The sequence below is a fragment of the Streptomyces sp. NBC_01006 genome (assembly GCF_045162725.1).
Lineage (GTDB): Bacteria > Actinomycetota > Actinomycetes > Streptomycetales > Streptomycetaceae > Streptomyces.
This window is the reverse complement of the sequence record NZ_CP108700.1, coordinates 4,383,884-4,403,037: the sequence shown is the minus strand read 5'-3', so window position 1 is coordinate 4,403,037 and position 19,154 is coordinate 4,383,884. Positions and strand designations below refer to the sequence as shown.

Genomic DNA, 19,154 nt, shown 5'->3' with positions numbered 1-19,154 from the left:
GGCCGGTGCTCACGAATACCTCGGGTGTGGCAGCGTCGACGGCGGCAGGCCCGCCACCCGCGTCCGCTCGGCGTCGCGCGCGGCGTCCCGCAGGGACTGCGTGGACAGCGAGCGCGGCCACGGCGTGTCCCGGTCCACCCGCAGCTCGGGGACCCGCTCCCGGCCCGCCAGTACGAAGCCCCAGTCCTGCGGCGGTGCGTCCGACGTGCCGGGGCTGCGGTCGGGGCCGGCGGCGAAGCCGGAGAGCCGGCCGCCGGCGCTGTAGGGCGCGGTGCGCAGACCGGCCGCGCGCAGGGTGGCCTCGACCGTCCAGTACGTGCGCGGGCGGGTGGCCAGCGGTCCCGCGTGCACGGCGAGCCGCCCGCCGGGGCGCAGGGCCCGCGCGGCGAGCCCGTAGAACTCCTGCGAGTACAGCTTGGTGCTCGGGGTGATGCCCGGGTCGGGGAGGTCGGAGACGATGACGTCGAACCGGTCCCGGGCGGCGGGCCCGCGCAGCCAGCGGAACGCGTCCTGCGTGACGACCCCGAGGCGCGGGTCCTCGTACGCCCGGCCGTTGAGCGCGGACAGCATCGGGTCGGTGCGGGCGAGGCGGACCACGCCGGGGTCGAGCTCGACGACGGTGACGGAGGCGACGTCCCGGTAGCGCAGCACCTCGCGGGCGGCGAGCCCGTCGCCGCCGCCGAGCACCAGGACCCGGGTGTGCGGGCCGGTCATCGCGGGCTGCACGAGGGCCTCGTGGTAGCGGTACTCGTCGTAGCCGCTGACCCGCAGCCGGCCGTCGAGGAACAGGTCGAGGGAGCGCGGGGAGCCGGTGGCGGGGCCGGTCAGGACGAGCTCCTGGACGCCGGTCTGCCGCGCGACCCGGACCTCGGCGCCGTAGACGGCGCGGCGGGCGACCCGCTCGAAGTCGTCGGCGAGGACGGTCGCGCAGGCGAGGACGGCGAGCACGGTGAGGTGCGCGGCGATCAGCAGCCAGCGGGATCGGCGGCTCAGGTCGCGGCGGAACAGCCACAGGACGAGGCCCGCGCCGACGACCGCGTTGACGGTTCCGGTCAGCATGGCGCCGGTCAGCTGGCCGAGCAGGGGCAGCAGCAGGAAGGGAAAGGCCAGCCCGCCGACGAGGGCGCCCACGTAGTCGGCGGCGAACAGGTCGGCGACGGCGCCGCCCGCGTCCTGTCTGCGGATGCGCTGGATGAGGACCATCAGCAGCGGGATCTCGGCGCCGATGAGCACGCCGATCGCGAAGGAGAAGGCCACGAGCGCGGGCCGCGATTCACCGAGCCAGGCGAAGCTCGCGTACAGCGACATCGCGGAGAGCCCGCCGAGCAGCGCGAGGGCCGCCTCGATGGCGGCGAATCCGAAGGCGGGCCGACTGCGCAGCCGTTTGGCCAGCAGGGAACCGACCCCCATCGCGAAGACCATGACGGACAGCACGACGGACGCCTGGGTGACGGAGTCGCCGATGAGGTAGGAGCCGAGGGCGAGCAGCTCCAGCTCGTACACGAGACCGCAGGCGGCGCAGACGAACACGGTGGCCAGGACGAGGAGTCGGCCGGTCCGGGGCCGTACGGGCAGGGCGGCCGGGAGGGTCGCCACGCCCCGCGGCTCCGGAGCCGGGAGCACCCGGCGCGGGACGGAACGGTCGATCATGAAGCGAACCGTACGTCACCGCCCACTCACATCCCGTCACCCACATGGGTGTAAGTGGCGTACCGTTCCAGCCGGTTGGCGTAACCGAATGGGGACGCTCGCGACTTCCGCGCCCCGGAAGGCCCAGCCCAGTCCCGCACTACCGTGCTGCTGGCTCCAGGGCTCCGGCCGGTGCGCCCGTGCGCTCGCCGACCCTCGTACGAGTGGCCACCAACTGGCCTTCCTGCGGGTACGCGTGCCAGGTCCGCCAGCGCACCTGCCCCTCGTGGCGCTGCGCGAGCATGGCGGTGAAGGCGTACGGGCTGCCGGGAAAGGTTCCGGCCAATCCGTTCGGGTGATCCGCGACCAGCGCGAGCAGCTCCTGCGCCCGCCCCGCGAACGAGCCCTGCGAGAGGGTCTCGACCCGCGCGGCGAACTCGTAGTCCCAGTCACCCATCCGCTTGGCCACGCCGAGCGGCAGCGGCGTACGGCTGCCGGGCATACAGGCGACCGTCTCCGAACAGAGCACCCCACCCTCCTCCAGGAGCACCTGGTGCGAGGCTCCGAGGAGGCGCAACTCCAGCTTCGCACCCGTCAGTTCGAGGTTCAGTACGGCCAGGGCGGGCAGCCGGTCCCGACCCAGGGCCCAGGCGAGATCGGCGGCACGCGTGTCGGTGTAGGTGGTCTGGAGGGTCGTGAGCATGAGTCGGCTCCGCAAACGCGCGAGGGAGTTGGGCCGGGGCCCGCCAGCGGTAGTCAACGGGTGGGGGGACACCGGCACGGGTCCACAGGAAGTCCAGGGAGGTCCGAGGACTGGTCTACTCAACCGAGGGAATCATGAAAGGCACGGCACTCACAGCGTTTTTACCCAACTTGATTGGGTTTACATCCCCCCGGGGGCTACACAGTTCACGTGTTCAACCACGCGCGTCCCACGCGCGTGGCGGCAGCCGCCCCGGGTCAGCTGGAACCGCAGCCTCCGCCGCCGCAGGAGGACGACGATCCGCCGCAGGACGAGGAGGAACCGCAGGAGGAACCGCTCGAACACCCGCCGGAGGATCCTCCGTCCCCGCCCACCCACCACGAGGAGCCCGAGCGGGAACCGGAACCGGAGCCGGAATCGGCACCGGTCCAGGCACGGCCCACCTTCCTGATCAGAGCCACGAAGCAAACGACGACCGCCGCGGCAAGCACCCAACCGAAAACAGACATGAGTTCAAACCCCCGTTCATCGCCCGGTCCCCCCGGGTGTGAAAGGGAGATGCCCGCAGGCCACCCGGGCCAAAGCACACTTGAGCAACTCCAGAGGTTCCCCGCAGGATGACGCCCATGAGCGCACCCGTGGGCGGCAGCCGCCCCCTCCTGAACCGCCGCCTCGCGTCCTTCGGCACGACGATCTTCGCGGAGATGTCCGCCCTGGCCGCCCGCACCGGGTCGATCAACCTCGGCCAGGGCTTCCCCGACACGGACGGCCCCGCCGAGATCGCCGAGGCCGCCGCCCGCGCCGTCCTGACCGGCCTGGGCAACCAGTACCCGCCCGGCCCCGGCATCCCGGAGCTGCGCACCGCGGTCGCACAGCACCAGCAGCGCTTCTACGGCCTCTCGTACGATCCGGACACGGAGGTGCTGGTCACCGCGGGCGCGACGGAGGCCATCGCAGCCTCCCTGCTCGCCCTGCTCGAACCGGGCGACGAGGTCATCGCCCTGGAGCCGTACTACGACTCGTACGCGGCCTGCATCGCGATGGCCGGCGCCACCCGCGTCCCGGTCACCCTGCGCCCGCACGCCGGTGCGTTCACCCTCGACCTCGACGAACTGCGCGCCGCGGTCACCCCGCGCACGCGCCTGCTCCTGCTGAACACGCCGCACAACCCGACGGGCACGGTCCTGACCCCGGCCGAGCTCGCGGCGATCGCGGAACTGGCGGTGGAGCGCGACCTGCTCGTCGTCACGGACGAGGTCTACGAGCACCTGGTCTTCGAGGGCGCCCACCTCCCGCTGGCCTCGCTGCCCGGCATGCGCGAGCGCACGGTCACCATTTCCAGCAGCGGGAAGACCTTCTCGTTCACGGGCTGGAAGGTCGGCTGGATCACCGCCCCGCCGGAGCTCGTCTCCGCGGTCCGCTCCGCCAAGCAGTTCCTGACCTACGTCTCCTCCGGCCCCTTCCAGTACGCCATCGCGGAGGCGCTGCAGCTGCCCGACGCCTATTACGAGGACTTCCGCGCCGCCCTCTCCGCCAAGCGCGACATCCTCTCCGACGGGCTCACGGCCGCGGGCTTCGAGGTCTTCCGCCCCCAGGGCACGTATTTCATCACCACGGACATCACCCCGCTCGGCGAAAAGGACGGCCTCGCCTTCTGCCGCGCCCTCCCCGAGCGCTGCGGCGTGGTCGCCATCCCGAACCAGGTCTTCTACGACGACCGCGCGGCGGGCGCGACCCAGGTCCGCTGGGCCTTCTGCAAGAAGACCGAGGTCCTTGAGGAGGCCGCCGCCCGGCTGCGCGGGCTCTGAGGCCGGACGGCATCCGGGTCCGGGCGGCTCCGGGTCCGGGCGGCTCCCCGGGCCCGGGGAGCCGCGCTCGGACGGCTCCGAGTTCACCGGAGATTCCGAGGGCATTCACGCCCCCCGGAAGGCCCTGAGCTTTAGGGTGCCCGAGGCCCTCCTCGACCGGACGGCTTCCACACCACGCGCGGGAAAGACGGGGTTCATGACGGCGACGGGCAGTGTGTCGGTTTCCGTGCGGCCGCAGGAACTCCGGACCGGCAGGGTGCCCGCGGCCCTCGTCGCGCTCGGGGTCTTCGCCGCCGTCCGGATCGGCGGGGCGGTGGTGCTCGCCGTCGGGGCGTGGTGGGCCGGGCGGAGCCCCGTCCGCGTGCTCGGGTACTCCTGGGACTCCGTCTGGTACCTCGGCATCGCCGTGCACGGCTACGGCCGCACCCAGATGTGGGCCGGGTCCGGGCTGGTCCAGAGCGACTACGCCTTCTTCCCGCTGTACCCGCTGCTCGTACGGCTGGCCGGAGCCACCCCCTGGGCCGGGCTGCTGGTGGCCTGGACCGCCGCCGCGGTGGCCGCCGCCGGGGTGTACCGGGTCGGGGAGCTGGTGCTCGGCAGACGCGTCGGGGTGCTGCTGGTGGCCCTGTGGGCGGCGACCCCGCACTCCGTGGTGCTGACCCTCGCCTACACCGAGCCGCTGCTGGCCGCGCTGGCGGCCTGGGCCCTGTACGCCGTACTGCGCGGGCGCTGGCTGTGGGCCGCGGGCCTGGCGATACTCGCCGGGCTGACCCGCCCGACCGGGATCGCCGTCGGCGCCGCCGTGACCGCCGTCGCGCTGCACGCGCTGCTCGTGCGGAGGTCCCGCGCACCCGAGGTGTGGGCGGCCGCGCTGCTGGCCCCGGCGGGCTGGGCCGCGTACGTCCTCGCCGTCGGGACGCGCACGGGGGATCCGGCCGGGTACTTCACCGTGCAGCGGCGCTGGGGCTCCCGCTTCGACTTCGGCTCGTACACGACGGGCAGCATCTGGCGGGTGCTGACCGGCGGGCACGTACCGCTCGCCACCGTCGTGACCGTGGCGATCCTGGCCGCCGCCGGGTTCCTGGCGGCGCTCCTGCTGCTGGACCGGATACCGCCGGCGCTGCTCGTCTACACCGCCGTCCTGCTGCTGATCACCTACGGCGGGGCCGGCTACTTCGAGTCGAAGCCGCGCTTCCTGCTGCCCGCGTTCCCGCTGCTCATGCCGGTCGCGGCCGCAATGGCGCGAGCCCGGCCGCGCTCCGCGGTCGCTGTGACCGCGGGGCTGGCCGGGCTCTCGTACGGCTACGGGCTGTACCTGCTACTGGTCGCCCGCGTACCGCTGTGACCGGGGGCGACTAGTTGTCGTCGCCGTCCTTGTCGTCACCGTCGCCGCCGGTGGAGTCGATCTCCTTCTCCAGTCCGAGCTGCTCCACGAGCCACTTGTCGAACTCGATGGAGGCGCGGACCCAGCTGACCGTGGACGAGACGAAGTGCTCCAGGCTGACGCCGGTGCCGATCAGCATCTGCGCCTCGCCGATCAGGCGGACGGAGCCGTCGTCGTGCGTGTGGCTGTAGACCTTCGGCCACAGGGTGCGGCGGTTCCAGTCGTCGATCGACTCGAGGAGCTGGGGCTTGTCCTCGATCGCGTGCGGACGGTCGTAGAAGGTCCGCACCGAGAAGACCTGCTGCTCCTCCTCGCCGCGGAACATGAAGTACGTCCGGAACTCCTCCCACGGCGCCGCGAGGTCACCCTCGTCGTCGACGACGTACTTGAGCTCCATCTGCTCCAGCAGCTGCTTGACCAGATCCTGGTCGGGGACGACGGGGCCCGCCGGTCCTGTGGCCTGCGGATCGGGCTGCTGCCCTCCGAAGTTCGGAATCGAGGCCGGGTCGATGCTCACCGTGTTTTCCCTTCGTGCGGATGATGTCATCCTCCCCCATGGCTCCCACCCCCTGTCCACCCCCGCACGTACGATCCGCGCAGGGCGGACAGGAGTAAGCCGCCGATAAGAGGTACCTGTGCCCGCTGCCCCGCGGCCGGCTACATCGCCTTGCCGACGATCAGGTCCTCGCCCGCCACGTCGACGCGGACGGTGTCCCCGTCGCGGACCTCGCCCGCCAGGATCTCCTTGGCCAGGCGGTCGCCGATGGCGGTCTGGATCAGGCGGCGCAGGGGGCGGGCGCCGTAGGCGGGGTCGTTGCCCTTGTCGGCGAGCCAGGCCAGGGCCTCCGGGGTGACGTCCAAGGTCAGGCGGCGCTGCGCCAGGCGCTTGGCCAGGCCCGCGATCTGGAGCTCGGCGATCCGCGCCAGCTCCTGTTCGTTCAGCGCGGAGAAGACCACCAGGTCGTCCAGACGGTTCAGGAACTCCGGCTTGAACGAGGCACGGACCACGTCCAGGACCCGGTCGCGCTTCTCCTCCGGGGAGGTCGCCGGGTCCATGAGGAACTGGCTGCCGAGGTTGGAGGTCAGGATCAGGATGGTGTTGCGGAAGTCCACGGTGCGGCCCTGGCCGTCCGTGAGGCGGCCGTCGTCCAGGACCTGGAGCAGGATGTCGAAGACCTCCGGATGCGCCTTCTCGACCTCGTCCAGGAGCACCACAGAGTACGGACGGCGCCGGACGGCCTCGGTCAGCTGGCCGCCCTCCTCGTAGCCGACGTACCCGGGCGGGGCGCCGACCAGGCGGGCCACGGAGTGCTTCTCGCCGTACTCCGACATGTCGATGCGGACCATGGCCCGCTCGTCGTCGAACAGGAAGTCCGCCAGCGCCTTGGCCAGCTCCGTCTTGCCCACGCCCGTCGGGCCCAGGAAGAGGAACGAGCCGGTCGGCCGGTCCGGGTCGGCGATACCGGCCCGGGTGCGGCGTACGGCGTCCGAGACGGCCCGTACGGCCTCGCCCTGGCCGATCAGACGCCGGCCCAGCTCGTCCTCCATGCGCAGCAGCTTCTGCGTCTCCCCTTCGAGGAGGCGGCCCGCCGGGATGCCGGTCCAGGCACCCACCACGTCCGCGATGTCGTCGGGGCCGACCTCGTCCTTGACCATCGCGGACTTGGAGGTTCCGGTCTTGGAGGCCTCTTCCTCCTCCTCGGTGGCCTCCGCCAGCTCGCGCTCCAGCGTCGGGATCTCCCCGTAGAGCACCTTGGAGGCGGTGTCGAAGTCTCCGTCGCGCTGCGCGCGCTCGGCCTGGCCGCGCAGGTCGTCCAGACGCTCCTTGAGCTCACCGACGCGGTTGAGGGACTGCTTCTCCTTCTCCCAGCGGGCGGTCAGCCCCCGCAGGTCCTCCTCCTTGTCGGCGAGGTCCTTGCGGATCTTCTCCAGACGCTCGATCGAGGCCGGGTCGGACTCGTTCTTCAGCGCCAGCTCCTCCATCCGCAGGCGGTCGACCGAGCGCTGGAGCTCGTCGATCTCCAGCGGAGAGGAGTCGATCTCCATGCGCAGCCGGGACGCGGCCTCGTCGACCAGGTCGATGGCCTTGTCGGGCAGGAAGCGGGAGGTGATGTAGCGGTCGGAGAGGGTCGCCGCGGCCACCAGCGCGCTGTCGTTGATGACCACCTTGTGGTGGGCCTCGTAGCGGCCCTTGAGCCCGCGCAGGATCGCGATCGTGTCCTCTACGGACGGCTCCGCCACCAGCACCTGCTGGAAGCGCCGCTCCAGCGCCGGGTCCTTCTCGATGCGCTCGCGGTACTCGTCCAGCGTGGTCGCGCCGACCATGCGCAGCTCGCCGCGGGCCAGCATCGGCTTGAGCATGTTGCCCGCGTCCATCGCCGAATCCCCGCCGGCGCCCGCGCCGACGACGGTGTGCAGCTCGTCGATGAAGGTGATGATCTGGCCGTCGCTGGACTTGATCTCCGCGAGGACCGTCTTCAGCCGCTCCTCGAACTCGCCGCGGTACTTCGCCCCCGCGACCATCGCACCGAGGTCGAGGGAGACCAGCCGCTTGTTCTTCAGGGACTCGGGGACGTCGCCCTTGACGATGCGCTGCGCGAGGCCCTCGACCACGGCCGTCTTGCCGACGCCCGGCTCGCCGATCAGCACCGGGTTGTTCTTCGTACGCCGCGACAGGACCTGGACGACGCGCCGGATCTCCTGGTCGCGGCCGATGACCGGGTCGAGCTTGCCCTCGCGGGCGGCCGCCGTGAAGTCCGTGCCGAACTTTTCGAGGGCCTTGTACTGACCCTCGGGGTCGGGGGTGGTCACCCGCCGTCCTCCTCGTGCGTTCTCGAAGGCGTCCAGCAGCTTCTTCGCCGTCGCGCCCTGCGTGGAAAGGACCTCACCGGCCGCGCCGCCCTTGGCGGCGATCGCGATGAGGAGGTGTTCGGTGGAGAGGTACTCGTCGCCGAGCTTCCCGGCCCGCTGGTCGGCCTCGGCGAGTACGGCGAGCAGCTCGCGGGTGGGCTGCGGGGGCGCGACCGTGGAGCCCGTGACGCTGGGCAGGGCGGCCAGCAGCCGCTCGGCGCCGTTCCTGACCGCCGCCTGGTCGGCCTCGGTGGCCGCGAGGAGGTCGGTGATGTTCTCGTTCTCCTCGCCGGCCAGCAGGGCCAGCAGCAGGTGCGCCGGGGTCAGGTCCGCGTGGCCGTCCTTCACGGCGCGGCTGGTGGCGGCGTTCAGGGCGTCCCGGCTCTTGTTGGTCAGCTCGGCATCCACGTGCGACTTCTCCTCTCAGACAGGTCGGACACGGGGTTTGAGTCCCGCTCTTTGAGTATGGCAGCGTCCGCAAAGTTGAGTCTATTCCACTCAAGGGCAGAATCGGCGCCCTCCCGTACCCTCGGGCCATGGCTCTTGACGTACTCAACCCGACGCCCGAGTACCTCGCCTTCTGGCGGGAGCGGCACGTCTGCACGCTGACCACCCCGCGCCCCGACGGGACCCCGCACGTGGTGCCGGTGGGCGTCACGTACGACCCGGAGGCCGGCCTGGCCCGGGTGATCAGCAACAAGAACAGCAAGAAGATCCGCAACGTGCTGGCGGCGCAGGGGACGCAGGCGGGCCCGGCGCGGGTCGCGGTGTGCCAGATGGCGGGGCGGCGCTGGGCGACCCTGGAGGGGCACGCGGTGGTCCGTACGGACGAGGCCTCGGTCGCCGAGGCGGTGGCGCGCTACGCGGAGCGCTACGGGCGGACGCCGTCGCCCAATCCGGACCGGGTCGTCCTGGAGATCACCCTCGACCGGGCGATGGGCCGGGCCTGAACCGACGCCGGCGACCGGACGCGTCGGAACCGGCGGAACAGTTCGGTTTTCACCTTGTCCGGTTCAAGCACTGGACGCGGACATCACAACGGCGCCATCGTGGTCAGGTCCACGATGGCGCCGTTGTGTGGGGGAAGCACCTGGAGCGATCTGCAACGACGGGGGAATCGCTTCAGGCACTGCGGGGGGTGGCGGTGGTGATATCGGGTTCGAAGAGCTGGTGGTCGCGCTGATCAAGGTTGACGAAGACCATTCCGTAGCGCACCTCGCAGCGGACGGGCTGCGGCGCGCCGCGGGGGCGGCGCAGGCAGCGGTACGCCCGGACGTCCTCGTCCTCCTCGCGCGTGATGACGATGGGCTGTCCGAACAGGGTGACCATCAGCGAGTCGCCGGGGTGGGGGATGGCGGTGGCGAGGTCGATGAACTGCCAGCCGGAGCGGTAGGCAGAGGCCATTTCGCGACGGAAACCGCGGTCGTCGGGGGTCATGCCGCGCTCTCCACGCCAGCGGCGCCTGCTTCGGCGTCTGCGGGGTTCGAGCGCCATCCGCTGTCCAACGGTGCCGCGCGCCATCCGCTGTCCTCCAGCGGCGCCGCCTGGAGGTCTGCGGCACCCCCTTCAGTTCCCCCCAGGGTGACCCCGGCAAGTCCCAGACCGGCCACAGCCGAGAAGATGACGGTGGCAAGCGCCGAGCGAAGCATTCTCTTGTTCATGGTCGGCTTCGTCCTCACTTGATGAAATCCTCTCCCCCGCCTGTCAGACGATGGCTCATTCAGGCACGTCGCTGCCACAGGGACGATGCATCATGTTCTTGCATGTTCAGGACCCTGGGGGGTGGAGATTTGACCACAAACAGAATAAAAGCGACACATCCCCACTCGGTCACCGAGCTGTGCAGCGAGGGGGCACGGCTCTACACGAGCGCGCTGCGCACGGGACGTATCGCACGTGGGGATGTCAAAACGGCACCCTGCCTGCTCGATCTGGCGTTGTTGCAGCCAGATCCTGATGACGTTAATTCCCTCCGTCCGGTTCCACCGGCGGTGGCACTCGCACAGCGGCTGCATCCGATCGAACGCGAGATCCGCGACAGACGCCGCGACTCACTCGAACTGTCCGAGGCTTTCGAGCCGTTTCTCGCCATCAGTGCGCAGAATCCGGCGAGCACCCACGCCATCACCGTCCTTGAGGGCTTCGACCCCATCAACGCGGCCCTCAACCTCGCCACGGCCGAGTGCCACACCGAGATGCTGACCATCCAGCCCGGCGGCGCCCGCCCCAGCCTGGAGCTCACCGAGGCCCTGGAGCGCGACCAGCCGCTGACCGACCGCGGTGTCCGGATCCGGACCCTCTACCAGCACACCGTCCGGCACAGCCGCGGCACGCTCGCGTACGTCGACCTCCTCAAGGCCGGCAAGGTCGAGGTGCGCACGCTGGAGGAGCTCTTCGAGCGCCTCATCATCTTCGACCGGACCGTCGCCTTCATCCCGGCCAGCGACGACCGCCAGGTCGCCCTGGAGCTGCGCCACCCGGGGCTGGTGGACTACCTCATCAAGGTGTTCGAGCAGCTCTGGCACCGCGCCGTGCCGCTCCAGGAGGAAGTCACGTACCAGCACACCCGCGGGGGCATCTCGGGCGTCCAGCGCACCATCGCGCAGCTCCTCATCGAGGGGCACGTGGACGAGGCCATCGCCCGCCGGCTGGGCATGAACGTACGGACCTGCCGCGCGCACATCGCGAAGCTCGCCAGCACCCTCGGCAGCGGCAGCCGGGCCCAGCTCGGCTTCCTCATCGCCCGCTCCGGGATCCTGGAGGACGAGGGCGACTGAAACGGGCCGGGCCCCGCCCGGAATCCCGGACGGGGCCTGTGCGCACGAGAGTCGCTCTTCGGTACCCGCGGTCAGCCGGTGGTACCTGCGGTCAGTCGCTCTGGCGCTTCGGCGCGGGGCGCCAGACGACCAGGGCGTTGCCCGGCACCGGTGGCTGGTACTTGACCAGATCCCGCCGGTACGAAGCGTGCACCTGGGCCTCGCGCTGCTGGAGCACGGCCGCCGCGCCGTCCACCGCCGCCGAGAGCTCGGCCACCCGCTGCTGGAGCGCCGTGACCTGGTTCTCCAGCTCGATGATCCGCTTGATCCCGGCCAGATTGATGCCCTCGTCCTGGGACAGCGCCTGCACCGTGCGGAGCAGTTCGATGTCGCGGGCCGAGTAGCGCCGGCCGCGGCCGGCCGTCCGGTCCGGGGAGACCAGGCCGAGCCGGTCGTACTGGCGCAGGGTCTGCGGATGCAGGCCCGAGAGCTGGGCGGCCACCGAGATGACGTAGACAGGAGTGTCGTCGTTGAGCTGGTAGTGGCTCCTGCGGCGGCCGTCCATGATCATGCTCCCTTCGCGGACTCGAACAGCACGGCGCGCGGGTCCTCCGACTCCGTCGCGTCGCGGTACATCTCCAGCGCCTCGCGGGCCTTGTCCGACAGCGAGGCCGGAACGGCGACCTCCACCGTCACCAGCAGGTCTCCGCGGGTGCCGTCCTTGCGGACCGCTCCCTTGCCGCGGGCCCGCATCGTACGGCCGCTGGGGGTGCCCGGCGGCAGCTTCAGCGTCACCGAGGGGCCGTTCAGGGTCGGGACCTTGATGTCGGCGCCCAGGGCGGCCTCGGCGATCGTCACCGGGACGGTGACCGTCAGGTTGTCGTCCTTGCGGCCGAACACCGGGTGGCCGTCGACGTGGACGACCACGTACAGGTCACCGGCGGGGCCGCCGCGCTCGCCCGGGGCGCCCTTGCCGCGCAGCCGGATCCGCTGCCCGTCGGAGACGCCCGCCGGGATGCGGACCTGCATGGTGCGGGAGGACTTGGCCCGCCCGCTGCCCTTGCAGACGTCACAGGGGGTCTCGGCGATCAGGCCGCGGCCCTTGCAGTCCGCGCAGGGATCGGTCAGCGAGAAACCGCCGCCGCTGCCCCGCGAGACCTGGCCGGTGCCGACGCAGGTCGGGCACACGCGCGGCGTGCCGTTCTTGTCGCCGGTGCCCGAACAGGCCTTGCAGGGCGCCTGGGAGGACATCCGGAGCGGGACCGTGGCCCCGTCCACCGCCTCCGTGAAGGAGAGGGTGACCTCCGACTCGATGTCCTGGCCGCGGCGCGGCTGGACACGGGTCCCGGGGCCGGCGCCGCCGCGGTTGAACAGTCCGCCGAAGACGTCGCCCAGACCGCCGCCGCCACCACCGAAGCCGCCGGCCGCGCCGCCACCCGGCTGGGTGCCGCCGAAGAGGTCGCCCAGGTCGAAGTTGAACGAGCCGCCGCCCCCGCCGGGACCGGGGCGGAAGCCGCCGTTCCCGAACAGGGCGCGGGCCTCGTCGTACTCCTTGCGCTTCTTGGCGTCACCGAGGATGTCGTTGGCCTCGGAGATCTCCTTGAAGCGCTCCTCGGCCGCGGCGTCGCCCTTGTTGGCGTCCGGGTGGAACTCGCGAGCGAGCTTCCGGTACGCCTTCTTGATCTCGGCCTCGGTGGCGTCCTTCGGGACACCGAGGACCTTGTAGTAGTCCTTCTCGACGAAGTCCTTCGTGCTCATCCCCGGTGTCCCTCCTCTCGTACCGCTACTGGTTCAACATCAGCCCTTGTCGGGGGCATCCGTGTCCTTGTCCGACGGCGCGTCGGCCTCGGCCGACTCGGACTTGGGGGCCGCGCCCGGCTGGGGCTCGGCCACCGCGACCCGCGCGGGGCGGATCGTACGCTCGCCGATCCGGTACCCCGGCTGCAGGATCGCGACGCAGGTCGTCTCGGTGACGTCCGGCGCGTACGAGTGCATCAGGGCCTCGTGGATCGTCGGGTCGAAGGGCTCGCCCTCCTTGCCGAACTGCTGCAGCCCCATCTTGGCCGCGGCGGTCTCCAGCGATTCGGCCACCGACTTGAAGCCGCCGACCAGCTCGCCATGGTCCCGCGCCCGGCCGATGTCGTCCAGGGTCGGGAGCAGCTCCGTCAGGAGGGACGCGACCGCGATCTCCTTGACGGCGATCCGGTCCCGCTCGACCCGGCGGCGGTAGTTCTGGTACTCCGCCTGGAGCCGCTGGAGGTCCGCGGTGCGCTCGCCGAGCGCGGTGCGGGCCTGGTCCAGCTGCGCAAGCAGAGCGACATCCTGTGCTGCTGCGGAGTCCCCGGCCGGGGCCGCGGCCTCCTCCTTGGAGGAAGCTGCGGCATTCGGCTCGGCGGCGTCGTCAGGCGTGCCGTCGGCGGGGACTTCGGGCTTCTCCTCGAAGCCCGGGGTCTCCTCCGACATCAGGCAGCGCCGCCCTTCGGCTTGTCCTCGTCCACGATCTCGGCGTCGACGACGTCGTCTTCCGGCTTGGCCTGACCCGCGTCACCCGCGGCACCGGCTGCGCCCTGGGCGGCCTGCGCGTCGGCGTAGATGGCCTGGCCGAGCTTCTGGCTGACCGCGGCGAGCTTCTCGGTCGCGGTGCGGATCTCGGCGGTGTCCTCGCCCTTGAGCTTTTCCTTCAGCTCGGCGACGGCCGCCTCGACCTCGGTCCTGACCTCGGCCGGGACCTTGTCCTCGTTGTCCTTGACGAACTTCTCCGTCTGGTAGACGAGCTGCTCGCCCTGGTTGCGGGACTCGGCCGCCTCCTTGCGGCGCAGGTCCTCGTCCGCGTACTGCTCCGCCTCCTGGCGCATGCGGTCGACCTCGTCCTTGCCGAGCGAGGAGCCGCCGGTGACGGTCATCTTCTGCTCCTTGCCCGTGCCAAGGTCCTTGGCCGTGACGTGCATGATGCCGTTCGCGTCGATGTCGAAGGAGACCTCGATCTGCGGGACGCCACGCGGGGCCGGCGGCAGGCCGGTCAGCTCGAACATGCCGAGCTTCTTGTTGTACGCCGCGATCTCGCGCTCACCCTGGTAGACCTGGATCTGCACGGACGGCTGGTTGTCCTCGGCCGTCGTGAAGATCTCGGACCGCTTGGTCGGGATCGTGGTGTTGCGCTCGATGAGCTTGGTCATGATGCCGCCCTTGGTCTCGATGCCGAGGGACAGCGGGGTCACGTCGAGGAGCAGGACGTCCTTGACCTCACCCTTGAGGACACCGGCCTGGAGGGTGGCGCCGATGGCGACGACCTCGTCCGGGTTGACGCCCTTGTTGGCGTCCTGACCGCCGGTCAGCTCCTTGACGAGCTCGGCGACGGCCGGCATGCGGGTGGAGCCGCCGACCAGGACCACGTGGTCGATCTCGGACAGCTGGATGCCGGCGTCCTTGATGACGTTGTGGAACGGGGTCTTGCAGCGGTCCAGCAGGTCCGCGGTCAGCTGCTGGAACTGGGCGCGCGTGAGCTTCTCGTCCAGGTGCAGCGGGCCCTCGGCGGAAGCCGTGATGTAGGGCAGGTTGATCGTGGTCTCCGTGGAGGAGGACAGCTCGATCTTCGCCTTCTCGGCGGCCTCGCGCAGACGCTGGAGCGCCATCTTGTCCTTGGAGAGGTCCACGCCGTGACCGTTGGCGAACTGCTTCACCAGGTAGTCGACGACGCGCTGGTCCCAGTCGTCACCACCGAGGTGGTTGTCACCGTTGGTGGCCTTGACCTCGACGACGCCGTCGCCGATCTCCAGGAGCGACACGTCGAAGGTGCCGCCACCGAGGTCGAAGACGAGGATGGTCTGGTCGTCCTTGTCCAGGCCGTAGGCCAGGGCGGCGGCGGTCGGCTCGTTGACGATGCGCAGGACGTTCAGGCCCGCGATCTCACCGGCCTCCTTCGTCGCCTGGCGCTCGGAGTCGTTGAAGTAGGCCGGGACGGTGATGACCGCGTCCGTGACCTTCTCGCCCAGGTAGGCCTCGGCGTCACGCTTCAGCTTCTGCAGGATGAAGGCGCTCATCTGCTGCGGGTTGAAGTCCTTGCCATCCAGGTTGATCTTCCAGTCAGTGCCCATGTGGCGCTTGACGGAGCGGATGGTGCGGTCCACGTTCGTGACCGCCTGGCGCTTGGCGACCTCGCCGACGAGGACCTCGCCGTTCTTGGCGAAGGCGACGACGGACGGCGTGGTCCTGGCGCCCTCGGCGTTGGTGATGACGGTGGGCTCGCCGCCTTCGAGAACGCTGACGACGGAGTTAGTGGTGCCCAGGTCGATGCCGACCGCACGTGCCATTTTGATTTCCTCCAGCTGACTTGAGTGGAACAGACTCAACCATGCCGCATCTCCGAGCTGTCGTCAACAGAGGTGAGCGGAGGGGGCTCAACTTTTATCCGGGTCTTACGCTCACGGCGGCGCCGGGAGGCCTCGCCGTGGCCTCCTGAGGCCTCCCAGGGCCGCCCACGGCCTCCCGGGGGCCGAGCGGGCGATGCTGGGGCGGGCCCACTGCGCGGCACCGCCGAAACCGCCGGAGGCACATGCAGGGTGCCCCCATGCCGCTGCCGCCGCTCACCCTCCCCCCGATCCGGCACCTCGTACGACGGCGCCCCGCGAGCCCGGACCCCATCGTGCGCCCGGACCCCCTCGTGCGCCTGCCGACCCCACCGCGCATGCCGGACCTGTCGGCGAAGCGGGTGGTCGACCTCCTCGGGGCCGCCGCGCTGGCCGGGCTGTTCGCACTGCCGCTGCTGGTCACCGCCGCCCTGCTGTACGCGACCCAGGGCGGGCGGGTCTTCGTACGGGAGCCGGCGGCCGGGCTGGCCGGGCGGCCGTTCCTGACCTGGCGGCTGCGCACGGACGCGGCGGGCCGGCTGGGGGCGACCCTGAAGCGGTGCGCCCTGGACGGGGTGCCGCAGCTGCTGAACGTGCTGCGCGGCGAGATGTCGCTGGTCGGGCCGCGCCCCGAGTCGCGTACGGACCGGGCCGACCGGCTCCTCGTACGGCCCGGAATGACCGGATTGTGGCAGGTCAGCGCGCGATCCGACCTCCCCTGGGAAGAGATGGCGCTGTTGGACCGGCACTATGTGGAGAGCCATTGGCTGGGGATGGATCTCGCGATCCTGGCTCAGACCCCTCGGGCGGCCTACCGACACAGGCATGCCTGAGCGACACAGATCACCGCTCGCCCACCTACATTGCGGCGCGGGGAATGGGTAACCTCAAGCCTTGACTTCATAAGTTACCGCTTAGTAAGTGCCGCCCGAGGAGCCCTTCCATGCAACTCGCCGCGATCATCGTGTCGCTGGTCATCACGGTGGTGGCCGTCGCGCTGTTCGGCCGCGCCATCGCGCAGATCTACCGCTTCGTGCGCCTCGGCCAGCCAGTGCCCGCGGGCACCCGCACCGGCGATCCCACGCAGCGCACCATCACCCTGGTCAAGGAGTTCCTCGGCCACACCCGCATGAACCGTTGGGGCATCGTCGGCGTCGCGCACTGGTTCGTGGCGGTGGGCTTCTTCTCGCTGCTGCTGACGATCGTCAACGCCTTCGGCCAGCTCTTCCAGGCCGACTGGCTGATCCCGATCATCGGCGACTGGCTGCCGTACGAGATCTTCACCGAGTTCCTCGGCCTGATGACCGTCCTCGGCATCGTGACCCTGATCGTGATCCGGCAGCTGAGCCGGCCGGGCGCGGCGGGCCGCAAGTCCCGCTTCGCGGGTTCCAAGACGGGCCAGGCGTACTTCGTCGAGGCAGTCATCCTGATCGTCGGCGTCTGCATCATGACGCTGCGCGGGCTGGAGGGCGCCCTGCACGGCGTCGACGGCTGGGAGCCCGGCTTCTTCGCCTCGTACCCGCTGATCGCCGCGTTCGACGGGCTGAGCCTGAGCACGCTCCAGTACCTGACGTACTTCTTCGCGGCGCTCAAGATCGTCACGTCCTTCACCTGGATGATCACGGTCTCGCTCAACACCAACATGGGTGTCGCCTGGCACCGCTTCCTCGGCTTCCCGAACATCTGGTTCAAGCGGAACGCGGACGGTTCCACGGCGCTGGGCGCGCTGCAGCCGATGACGAGCGGCGGCAAGGAGATCGACTTCGAGGAGCCGGGCGAGGACGACGTCTTCGGCGTCTCCCAGGTCGAGCAGTTCTCCTGGAAGGGCATCCTCGACTTCTCCACCTGCACGGAATGCGGCCGCTGCCAGTCGCAGTGCCCGGCGTGGAACACGGGCAAGCCGCTGTCCCCGAAGCTCCTGATCATGTCGCTGCGCGACCACGCCCACGCCAAGGCGCCGTACCTGCTCGCGGGTGGCGGCAAGACCATGGAGGGCGAGGAGAAGGCGACGCCGGAGCAGCTGGCGGACGTTCCCGCGGCGGCGCTGGCGGAGGCGGAGCGCCCGCTGATCGGCACGGCGGAGGAGAACGGGGTCATCGACCCGGACGTCCTCTGGTCCTGCACGACCTGCGGTGCGTGTGTCGAGCAGTGCCCGGTCGACATCGAGCACATCGACCACATCGTCGACATGCGCCGCTACCAGGTGATGATCGAGTCCGCGTTCCCGTCGGAGGCGGGCACGATGCTCAAGAACCTGGAGAAGAAGGGCAACCCCTGGGGCCTCGCCAAGAAGCAGCGCGTGGAGTGGACCAAGGAGGTCGACTTCGAGGTCCCGATCGTCGGCAAGGACGCCGAGGACCTCTCGGAGTACGACTACCTGTACTGGGTCGGCTGCGCGGGCGCCCTTGAGGACCGGGCGAAGAAGACCACGAAGGCCTTCGCCGAGCTCCTGAACATCGCGGGCGTCAAGTTCGCGATCATGGGCGGCGACGAGAAGTGCACCGGTGACTCCCCGCGCCGCCTGGGCAACGAGCCGCTGTTCCAGCAGCTGGCCCAGGAGAACGTGGCCATGCTGAACATGGCGTTCGGCGAGGACGACGAGGACGAGTCGACGCGCAAGCCGAAGTCGGCGAAGCGCATCGTCTCCACCTGCCCGCACTGCTTCAACACGATCGCGAACGAGTACCCGCAGCTCGGCGGCGAGTACGAGGTCATCCACCACACGCAGCTGCTCCAGCACCTGATCGACGAGGGCCGGCTGACGCCCGTCACCCCGGTGGACGGCCTGATCACGTACCACGACCCGTGCTACCTGGGCCGGCACAACAAGGTCTACACGCCGCCGCGCGAGATCATGTCGGCCGTACCGGGGCTGCGCCAGCAGGAGATGCACCGCCACAAGGAGCGGGGCTTCTGCTGTGGCGCCGGTGGCGCGCGGATGTGGATGGAAGAGCGCATCGGCAAGCGCATCAACAACGAGCGCGTGGACGAGGCGCTGTCCCTGAACCCGGACATCGTCTCGACGGCCTGCCCGTTCTGCCTGGTCATGCTGACGGACTCGGTGAACGGCAAGAAGAACGACGGCCAGGCGAAGGAATCCGTCCAGGTCGTGGACGTGGCCCAGCTCCTCCTGGAGTCGGTCAAGGCCCCGGCCCCGACGGAAGCCGAACTGGCGGCGGAAGCGGCGGCCGCCGAGGCGGAGGCGGCAGCGGCGAAGGCGAAGGCGGAGGCCGAGGCGAAGGCCAAGGCAGAAGCCGAAGCCAAGGCGAAGGCGGAAGCAGCGGCGAAGGCCGAGGCGGAAGCCGCAGCCAAGGCCAAAGCAGAAGCAGACGTGAAGGCCGAGGCAGAGGCGGGAGCCGAGGCGAAGGCAGAGGCAGAGGCTTCGGCAGGAACAGAAGCTGCGGCCGAGGCCGAAGCTACGGCCAAGACCGAGGCGGACGCCAAGGCGACGGCCGAGTCCCCGGCGGAGCCGGAAGCAGAAGCCGCCACCGAGGCCGACGCCACCGCTGGGGCCGAGGCCGAGCCGGAGGCGGACGCCGCCGCTGGGACCGAAGCCAAGGCCCCTGCCGAGGCCGAGGCGAAGCCGGAGGCCAAGGCCTAGCGGGGCCGCAGCCCGCAACGAAACGCCGGTACGGCCGGCCCCTGCTCAGGGGGCCGGCCGTACCGGCGTTTCGGGGG

General features: G+C 70.6%; 14 protein-coding genes and 1 pseudogene. 6 read left to right on the top strand and 9 right to left on the bottom strand.

The features are described 5' to 3' along the window. Window positions 1-9: 9 nt before the first annotated feature. Together OG509_RS20135 and OG509_RS20130 are read right to left on the bottom strand one after the other, a co-directional pair. Entirely contained in the window at window positions 10-1,650 is a 1,641-nt protein-coding gene (locus tag OG509_RS20135) for a polyamine aminopropyltransferase (protein ID WP_406183814.1), read from the bottom strand. Window positions 1,651-1,789: 139 nt separating this feature from the next. Continuing rightward, window positions 1,790-2,332: a DUF2617 family protein gene (locus OG509_RS20130; RefSeq protein ID WP_406183812.1), complete on the bottom strand. Its 543-nt coding sequence runs from the start codon at window positions 2,330-2,332 to the stop codon at window positions 1,790-1,792. 617 nt (window positions 2,333-2,949) lie between these two features. Here OG509_RS20130 and OG509_RS20125 point away from each other — a divergent pair. Further along, complete coding sequence (locus OG509_RS20125) at window positions 2,950-4,140, top strand: pyridoxal phosphate-dependent aminotransferase (protein ID WP_385573873.1); 1,191 nt, start codon at window positions 2,950-2,952, stop codon at window positions 4,138-4,140. A 214-nt stretch (window positions 4,141-4,354) separates the two neighbouring features. Next, complete coding sequence (locus OG509_RS20120) at window positions 4,355-5,485, top strand: hypothetical protein (RefSeq protein WP_406183810.1); 1,131 nt, start codon at window positions 4,355-4,357, stop codon at window positions 5,483-5,485. Window positions 5,486-5,495: 10 nt separating this feature from the next. Here OG509_RS20120 and OG509_RS20115 read toward each other — a convergent pair whose 3' ends face one another. After that, the gene (locus OG509_RS20115; protein ID WP_406183808.1) at window positions 5,496-6,041 is read right to left on the bottom strand and encodes a YbjN domain-containing protein; all 546 of its coding nucleotides are present in this window, start codon (window positions 6,039-6,041) and stop codon (window positions 5,496-5,498) included. A 140-nt stretch (window positions 6,042-6,181) separates the two neighbouring features. Beyond that, window positions 6,182-8,782, bottom strand: coding sequence for an ATP-dependent chaperone ClpB (clpB, locus tag OG509_RS20110; RefSeq protein ID WP_406183806.1), 2,601 nt, complete (start codon window positions 8,780-8,782; stop codon window positions 6,182-6,184). A 128-nt stretch (window positions 8,783-8,910) separates the two neighbouring features. Here clpB and OG509_RS20105 point away from each other — a divergent pair, with 128 nt between their 5' ends. Continuing rightward, window positions 8,911-9,324, top strand: coding sequence for a pyridoxamine 5'-phosphate oxidase family protein (locus tag OG509_RS20105; protein WP_053692745.1), 414 nt, complete (start codon window positions 8,911-8,913; stop codon window positions 9,322-9,324). Window positions 9,325-9,496: 172 nt separating this feature from the next. On the opposite strand, the gene OG509_RS20100 is transcribed toward OG509_RS20105, so the two are convergent. Then, window positions 9,497-9,811: a hypothetical protein gene (locus tag OG509_RS20100; RefSeq protein ID WP_030299141.1), complete on the bottom strand. Its 315-nt coding sequence runs from the start codon at window positions 9,809-9,811 to the stop codon at window positions 9,497-9,499. Window positions 9,812-10,137: 326 nt separating this feature from the next. On the opposite strand from OG509_RS20100, the gene OG509_RS20095 reads away from it, so the two are divergent. Further along, complete coding sequence (locus OG509_RS20095) at window positions 10,138-11,151, top strand: helix-turn-helix transcriptional regulator (protein WP_385573883.1); 1,014 nt, start codon at window positions 10,138-10,140, stop codon at window positions 11,149-11,151. 91 nt (window positions 11,152-11,242) lie between these two features. On the opposite strand, the gene OG509_RS20090 is transcribed toward OG509_RS20095, so the two are convergent. Genes OG509_RS20090 through dnaK form a run of 4 tightly spaced genes read right to left on the bottom strand, consistent with a single transcriptional unit; the run spans window position 11,243 to window position 15,440 of the window. Beyond that, window positions 11,243-11,695, bottom strand: coding sequence for a heat shock protein transcriptional repressor HspR (locus OG509_RS20090; protein ID WP_385573886.1), 453 nt, complete (start codon window positions 11,693-11,695; stop codon window positions 11,243-11,245). A gap of 2 nt (window positions 11,696-11,697) precedes the next feature. After that, window positions 11,698-12,888, bottom strand: a complete 1,191-nt coding sequence (gene dnaJ, locus OG509_RS20085) for a molecular chaperone DnaJ (protein ID WP_385573889.1) — start codon at window positions 12,886-12,888, stop codon at window positions 11,698-11,700. 39 nt (window positions 12,889-12,927) lie between these two features. Further along, entirely contained in the window at window positions 12,928-13,593 is a 666-nt protein-coding gene (gene grpE / locus OG509_RS20080) for a nucleotide exchange factor GrpE (RefSeq protein ID WP_406183805.1), read from the bottom strand. Then, window positions 13,593-15,440 (bottom strand): molecular chaperone DnaK, encoded by a 1,848-nt coding sequence (gene dnaK / locus OG509_RS20075; protein WP_385573893.1) that lies wholly within the window; start codon window positions 15,438-15,440, stop codon window positions 13,593-13,595. The genes grpE and dnaK overlap by 1 nt, the downstream gene beginning before the upstream one ends. A 257-nt stretch (window positions 15,441-15,697) precedes the next feature. Between dnaK and OG509_RS20070 the strand changes: the two genes are divergently transcribed. Together OG509_RS20070 and OG509_RS20065 are read left to right on the top strand one after the other, a co-directional pair. Then, a complete protein-coding gene (locus OG509_RS20070) occupies window positions 15,698-16,309 on the top strand; it encodes a sugar transferase (RefSeq protein WP_406183804.1) in 612 nt (203 codons plus the stop codon). 110 nt (window positions 16,310-16,419) lie between these two features. Continuing rightward, window positions 16,420-18,663, top strand: a pseudogene (locus OG509_RS20065) ((Fe-S)-binding protein); the annotation flags it as partial. Window positions 18,664-19,154: the final 491 nt, after the last annotated feature.

Excerpts from the sequence above, each read along its gene's own strand:
- OG509_RS20135 (WP_406183814.1), bottom strand. The coding sequence starts at position 1,650 with ATGATCGACCGTTCCGTCCCGCGCCGGGTGCTCCCGGCTCCGGAGCCG.
- OG509_RS20130 (WP_406183812.1), bottom strand. The coding sequence starts at position 2,332 with ATGCTCACGACCCTCCAGACCACCTACACCGACACGCGTGCCGCCGAT.
- OG509_RS20125 (WP_385573873.1), top strand. The coding sequence starts at position 2,950 with ATGACGCCCATGAGCGCACCCGTGGGCGGCAGCCGCCCCCTCCTGAAC.
- OG509_RS20105 (WP_053692745.1), top strand. The coding sequence starts at position 8,911 with ATGGCTCTTGACGTACTCAACCCGACGCCCGAGTACCTCGCCTTCTGG.
- OG509_RS20100 (WP_030299141.1), bottom strand. The coding sequence starts at position 9,811 with ATGACCCCCGACGACCGCGGTTTCCGTCGCGAAATGGCCTCTGCCTAC.
- OG509_RS20095 (WP_385573883.1), top strand. The coding sequence starts at position 10,138 with ATGTTCAGGACCCTGGGGGGTGGAGATTTGACCACAAACAGAATAAAA.
- OG509_RS20090 (WP_385573886.1), bottom strand. The coding sequence starts at position 11,695 with ATGGACGGCCGCCGCAGGAGCCACTACCAGCTCAACGACGACACTCCT.
- dnaJ (WP_385573889.1), bottom strand. The coding sequence starts at position 12,888 with ATGAGCACGAAGGACTTCGTCGAGAAGGACTACTACAAGGTCCTCGGT.
- grpE (WP_406183805.1), bottom strand. The coding sequence starts at position 13,593 with ATGTCGGAGGAGACCCCGGGCTTCGAGGAGAAGCCCGAAGTCCCCGCC.
- dnaK (WP_385573893.1), bottom strand. The coding sequence starts at position 15,440 with ATGGCACGTGCGGTCGGCATCGACCTGGGCACCACTAACTCCGTCGTC.
- OG509_RS20070 (WP_406183804.1), top strand. The coding sequence starts at position 15,698 with ATGCCGCTGCCGCCGCTCACCCTCCCCCCGATCCGGCACCTCGTACGA.